General features: G+C 70.1%; 8 protein-coding genes. 6 read left to right on the top strand and 2 right to left on the bottom strand.

Annotated features, from left to right (window positions below; all coding sequences use genetic code 11):
* Positions 1–189 precede the first annotated feature (189 nt).
* The gene (locus tag AN218_RS31115; protein ID WP_070020371.1) at positions 190–726 is read right to left on the bottom strand and encodes a DinB family protein; all 537 of its coding nucleotides are present in this window, start codon (positions 724–726) and stop codon (positions 190–192) included.
* Between the two features lie 60 nt (positions 727–786).
* On the bottom strand, positions 787–1443 hold the full coding sequence (locus tag AN218_RS31110) for a hypothetical protein (RefSeq protein ID WP_070020373.1): 657 nt from the start codon (positions 1441–1443) through the stop codon (positions 787–789).
* A 315-nt stretch (positions 1444–1758) separates the two neighbouring features.
* On the opposite strand from AN218_RS31110, the gene AN218_RS31105 reads away from it, so the two are divergent.
* The 6 genes from AN218_RS31105 to AN218_RS31085 form a co-directional block, all read left to right on the top strand.
* Entirely contained in the window at positions 1759–2583 is an 825-nt protein-coding gene (locus AN218_RS31105) for a helix-turn-helix domain-containing protein (RefSeq protein ID WP_244900876.1), read from the top strand.
* Positions 2580–2825 carry a DUF397 domain-containing protein gene (locus AN218_RS34960; RefSeq protein ID WP_079132785.1) on the top strand — a complete coding sequence of 82 codons (246 nt, stop codon included), beginning with the start codon at positions 2580–2582 and terminating at the stop codon, positions 2823–2825. The genes AN218_RS31105 and AN218_RS34960 overlap by 4 nt, the downstream gene beginning before the upstream one ends.
* Positions 2826–2898: 73 nt before the next feature.
* The gene (locus tag AN218_RS31100; RefSeq protein ID WP_070020370.1) at positions 2899–3144 is read left to right on the top strand and encodes a DUF397 domain-containing protein; all 246 of its coding nucleotides are present in this window, start codon (positions 2899–2901) and stop codon (positions 3142–3144) included.
* Positions 3145–3209: 65 nt separating this feature from the next.
* Positions 3210–3455, top strand: coding sequence for a DUF397 domain-containing protein (locus tag AN218_RS31095; RefSeq protein WP_070020369.1), 246 nt, complete (start codon positions 3210–3212; stop codon positions 3453–3455).
* 86 nt (positions 3456–3541) lie between these two features.
* Complete coding sequence (locus AN218_RS31090) at positions 3542–3829, top strand: hypothetical protein (RefSeq protein ID WP_070020368.1); 288 nt, start codon at positions 3542–3544, stop codon at positions 3827–3829.
* 161 nt (positions 3830–3990) lie between these two features.
* Positions 3991–4904, top strand: a 914-nt coding sequence (locus AN218_RS31085; protein WP_476755980.1) for an RNA polymerase sigma factor, incomplete at its 3' end; no start/stop codon positions are given.

The following is a 4904-nucleotide window of genomic DNA, read 5'->3' as shown; positions in this document are numbered from 1 at the left end:
CGCCGGGGCCGCCGAGTAGGCAGGGCCCGCCGGGTGCGCATGGCCCGCCGGGTGCGGGCGGAAGCGTCGATTCGGGCCGTACGGGCGGGAGTTCGGGCAGGGCCGGGACGCCCGCGGGAGCGCACGCGGGCGGTGCGGGGGGTGTCCGTGCGGGGCGTTCGCGCGTCCCGGCGGACACCCCGCCGCGCATCACGTACCCGTGACGCCGTCGATGCGCTCGCGCAGCAGGTCCGCGTGGCCGTTGTGCCGCGCGTACTCCTCGATCATGTGGATCAGGATCCAGCGGAGCGAGACCTCGGACGTACCCAGGAACACGGCCTCCCGACGGGACAGCGTGCCCGTGTCGTCGAGGGAGGCCCCGGCGGTCGCCTCACGTCCGCGCTCCACCTCGCGCTTCCAGACGGCCATCGCCTCGTCCATGCCGCGTTCGGGGACGAGCGCGAACCCGTCGACCCTGCCCTCGTCCGTGTACGGCGGCGGCTCGTCCTGACCGGCGAACACCTCCTGGAACCACTTGCGTTCGACTTGCGCCATGTGCTGCACGAGCCCCAGCAGCGTCATCGCCGACGGCTCCGCGGAGGGCACCCGCACCTGGGAGTCGTCCAGGTCCGCGCACTTGAGGGCGAGGGTCGCCCGGTGGAAGTCCAAGAAGCTTTCCAGCATGGTGCGTTCGTCCGCCTGCGGCGGTGGCACGGGCCGGCCGTCCGGTGTCGTCCTCGTGGTCATGCGGCTCACCCTTTCACGGGGGTACGACAGCCGGGAGCCGAGTTCAGGACGTCCCGGCGGTCAGGCCGGGGCGTCGCCCGCGCCGGTACGGGCCTTCGCGGGACGCGCCGCGGCAACCGCCCACAGCGCGAAGCCCAGCGCGAAGCCGAGCATCGTCACCACCCCGCGGGGATGGAAGATGTGGCTGTCGAAGAAGGACCAGCAGCACACCAGCAGCACCGCCGTCCCCGGCAGCACCCGCGCCCCGTACCGCAGGACCAGCGCCACCGTCGCCGCCACGACGGCGGCCGTGAGGCACCACACGCCCGCCTGTCCGAGCGCGTCCCCGGTGTGGAAGAGCGGATTGACGACGCGGCGCCGCTGCTCGCCGCCGTGCTGCTCCGCGATCCCCGCGCCGATCCCGGCGACGGCGTCGAGCCCGGTGTAGTAGACGGCGTAGCCGAAGCCCGCGACCCATGCGACGACTGTGGCCGCGCCCACGGCGTCCCGGCGCGGTCGGCCGCGCAGCGGCACGACGAGCCCGAGCGCGAGCAGCGGCCACACGGGCAGCAGCCAGATGTGCATCGCGGCCCAGTGCTCGGCGTTGTGCGGCCGCAGCCCGCCCGGATGCCCGAGCCCGAACCCGGCAAGTACGAGCGGCGCGGCGCAGACGAGCACGATGTCGCGGACGAGGCGCACCTGGCCGGTGCGTGCGGGGGCGGGCGGAGTTGCGGACATGTCGCGATGGTAGGTGCGTACGGGCCGGAGAGCGGGCCGTCTGCCGAGGGCGTCACCGAAGCGAAAGAACTCCCTGGCGGGGTGCTCGCGACGGGCGCGCTTCGTCCGGCTGAGCGCTGAGGGTGCGAGGCCGCATACGGCGGTGGTGAACGGCGAACCGGCTGAGGCCAGTTGGGCCGTGTCGGCCACCGCCGGGGGAATCACGCCATTCGTGGCTCATACGGTGCGGGTGCGTGACTACGCTGCGCAGTGACGGCGTGAACACGGAGGGTGCGAGGGCGCGCGCGATCCGCGCGTCCAGGGGAGGTGGCCGCGTTGACCAACGGCAGGGTGAACGGGACGGGTTCGCCGCCACCGGCGTGGGAGTACTGCGGCAACCAGATCAAGCTGTGGCGCGAACGGGCCGGCGTGAGCCGGGAGGACCTGGCCAGGCGGGCCAGCTACAGCTACGAGGCCGTCAGGTCGATGGAACGGGGCGTCCGCAAACCGCAGTTGGCGGTCCTCCAGGTCGCCGACGTGGTGTGCGGCGCGAACGGAATCCTGCTGGCGGCAGCGCCGTACCTGAAGCCGGAGCGGTTTCCGTCGTACTCGCAGGAGTTCATGGAGACGGAGACGTCTGCGCTCTCCCACAGTTCGTACGAGGGGGAGTTCATTCCTGGCCTGTTGCAGACCGAGGAGACAGTGAGGGCAATGCTGCATGCCCACTGCCCTCCGCTGGAGGACGAGACCCTTGAGGAACGGGTCAAGGCCCGCCTGGAGCGCCAGAATCTCCTACGCCAGCAGACGAAGGCATTTAACTTCGTTATCTCCGAGACCGCGCTCAGGGATCGTGTCGTGAATGCGGAGGCGCACAAGGCGCAGTTGAATCACCTGCTGTCGGTCGGTGCTCCTCGTAACGTCACTATCCAGGTGATGCCCCACGGTCGAGGTCCGCACCCGGGACGCCTGGGGCCGTACGTGTTGCTTGAGACTTCTGGCCACGAGTACTACGGATATGAGGAAGGCCAGACCACGGGTGTGCTGTACGCAGACCCGGAGAAGCTCAGTGTCCTCCGGCAGCGTCATGACATGATCCTTCGGCAAGCTCTCAGTCCAGGGGAGTCGCTGCGTTTCATTGAGGAGTTGGCGGAGGAGCTATGAGCGCCGAACTGGTGTGGTTCAAGTCGAGCTACAGCAACACGGAGGGCGGCAACTGCCTTGAAGTTGCCCTCACCTGGCGGAAGTCCAGCCGCAGCAACAGCGAGGGCGGTAACTGCGTTGAGGTTGCAACTTGCCCGTGCACTGTGCATGTTCGCGACTCCAAGCAGGGCGACGCTGGCCCGCAGCTCGCGTTCCCAGCGGATGCCTGGTCCGCTTTCCTAGCGAGCGACCACGGGGCCTGAGCCTGGCCCGCCGCCCGGGTGGGCAGACTCTCAGTCGGGGGAGTCGGCGTTATCAAGGGGTGGCGGAGGGACCATGAGCGGCGAACTGGTCTGGTTCAAGTCCAGCTACAGCAACGACGAGGGCGGGGCCTGCGTTGAAGTGGCCCTCGCCTGGCGGACGTCGAGCTACAGCAACGACGAAGGCGGCGAATGTGTCGAGGTCGCTGCCTGCCCGTGCGCCGTGCATGTTCGCGACTCCAAGCAGGGGACTCGGGGCTCCCAGCTCACCTTCCTCACACAGGCGTGGTCCGCGTTCTTGAGGGGCGGCCACAGCGTGTGAGGACCTTCGCCCGAGGTGGGTAGCTCTCAAGAGAGCGGGCTCATCGAGGAGTTGGCGGAGGAGCTATGGGCGGCGAACGGGTCTGGTTCAAGTCGAGCTACAGCAACACCGACGGTGGCGCCTGCCTTGAAGTCGCCCTCGCCTGGCGGAAGTCCACCCACAGCAACAGCGAAGGCGGTGCCTGCGTCGAAGTCGCCGCATGCCCGCACACCGTGCACATTCGCGACTCCAAGCAGAGCGGCACCGGACCACGGCTCGCGTTCCCGGCGGATGCCTGGTCCGCGTTTCTGCTCAGCACTGCACGGAGTTGAACCCTGCTCGCCCCGGACGGTGAACCGTCCGGCACGACCCTCGCGTCCTTCCTCATGATCGGAACGCGCGCGAGGGAGAGTTGGCTGTGACCGACGAGGACGTGGAGCCGACCGCCGAACCGGAGAGCGTGCCCGAGCCGGACCCGTGGGGAAAGCTGGCGGCCTGGGGCGCCGTCGCGTTGATTCTTCTCGGGGGGCTTCTCGCGGCGTGGGCCTTCTTCCGGTGGGAAGACGCCGTGCCCGTCCCCCTGTTGGGGCCGCTGGCCGCCAAGATCGTCGCCGTCGGGCTGGTGTTCGCGGGAGGGGCCGTGCTGGGCCACCTCAGCGAGCGGACTCCGGGCTTGGAGAGCACGAACGACGCGAAGGACCACTGACGAGGCGCGGGGCGGGCCCGGGGTGAACCGTCGCCCCGCCCAACTCGCCCTCCCGCGGCGCCCGTTCACCGTTGCTCCGGTCTCCGGGATGGAGCCGATTCGGAGGGCCGCACGTCGTATCCTCGTACTGTCATCGGCTATGCACTCTGAGCATCCGTCTCGTGAACGTGGACGTGAGCGGGACGCCGTCGAGTCTGGGGCTGAGCGAACGGATGGAATGCGCGCGACTGTCGGACGCGGAACTCCTTCCGCTGCTGCGGGAGGAGAGCGAGGCGTGCCGCGACGCGCTCCGTGAGCTGGAGCGACGCCATCGGCACGCCGTGCGGGCCTTCGCCGCCGTCTGCACGCGCGGTACGAGTGCGGCCGAGGAACTGGCCGACGGCGCCTGGCGCCGGGCGACGACGTTACGCGAGGGGGCGCCGCGCACCGGCGCCTTCCGTCCGCACGCGCTGTGTTCCGTGCTGCGTACGACGGCCGACTGGGCCGGTACGGCCAAACGCGCCCAGCTCCACGAAGAGTTGATCGGCTGGATCCAGAACTACGTCTCGGAGGGCAGGGGGGACTCCTCGGCCGAGGACTTCCCCCGTACCTCGATGGCGGCCCGTGCCTTCGGCATGCTCCCGGACCACACGCAGGCGGTGCTGTGGCACTACTGCGTCGAGTACGACGGCGTCGCGCGCATCGACCAGTTGCTGGGCGGCGGCACCGACGAGCTGTCGCTGCTGGAGCGGCGGGCGCGACGGGACCTCTACAACGCCTACGTACGCCTCCACGAGGAGGAGATACGGGACGAGGAGTGCCGCCGTCTGCACCGTACGGTGCTGGCCTACGCGGACCAGAAGTCCATTGAGACCGCCGCCGACTTGAGGCCCCATCTGGAGCGCTGTGCGCACTGTGCGCAGGCCGTCGACGACCTCGGGCTGATGCATGTGCACTGCGGCGCGCTGCTCGCCGAGGCGCTGCTGCCGTGGGGCGGACCGGAGTACGCGGCCGCCGGACTGCCGACCTCCGCGGGCGGGATGCGCGGCGGCGAGCAGGGCGCGGACGGCGATGTACGCGGCGGGGCGCTCGCGGG

Source organism: Streptomyces nanshensis, assembly GCF_001751255.1.
In the GTDB taxonomy this organism is placed as follows: Bacteria; Actinomycetota; Actinomycetes; order Streptomycetales; family Streptomycetaceae; genus Streptomyces; species Streptomyces nanshensis_A.
This window is presented reverse-complemented; position numbering and strand designations above follow the sequence as displayed.

What these genes read in the sequence shown, in the direction of transcription:
- AN218_RS31115 (WP_070020371.1), bottom strand. Translation starts at nt 726, where the DNA reads ATGACCACGAGGACGACACCGGACGGCCGGCCCGTGCCACCGCCGCAG.
- AN218_RS31110 (WP_070020373.1), bottom strand. Translation starts at nt 1,443, where the DNA reads ATGTCCGCAACTCCGCCCGCCCCCGCACGCACCGGCCAGGTGCGCCTC.
- AN218_RS34960 (WP_079132785.1), top strand. Translation starts at nt 2,580, where the DNA reads ATGAGCGCCGAACTGGTGTGGTTCAAGTCGAGCTACAGCAACACGGAG.
- AN218_RS31100 (WP_070020370.1), top strand. Translation starts at nt 2,899, where the DNA reads ATGAGCGGCGAACTGGTCTGGTTCAAGTCCAGCTACAGCAACGACGAG.
- AN218_RS31095 (WP_070020369.1), top strand. Translation starts at nt 3,210, where the DNA reads ATGGGCGGCGAACGGGTCTGGTTCAAGTCGAGCTACAGCAACACCGAC.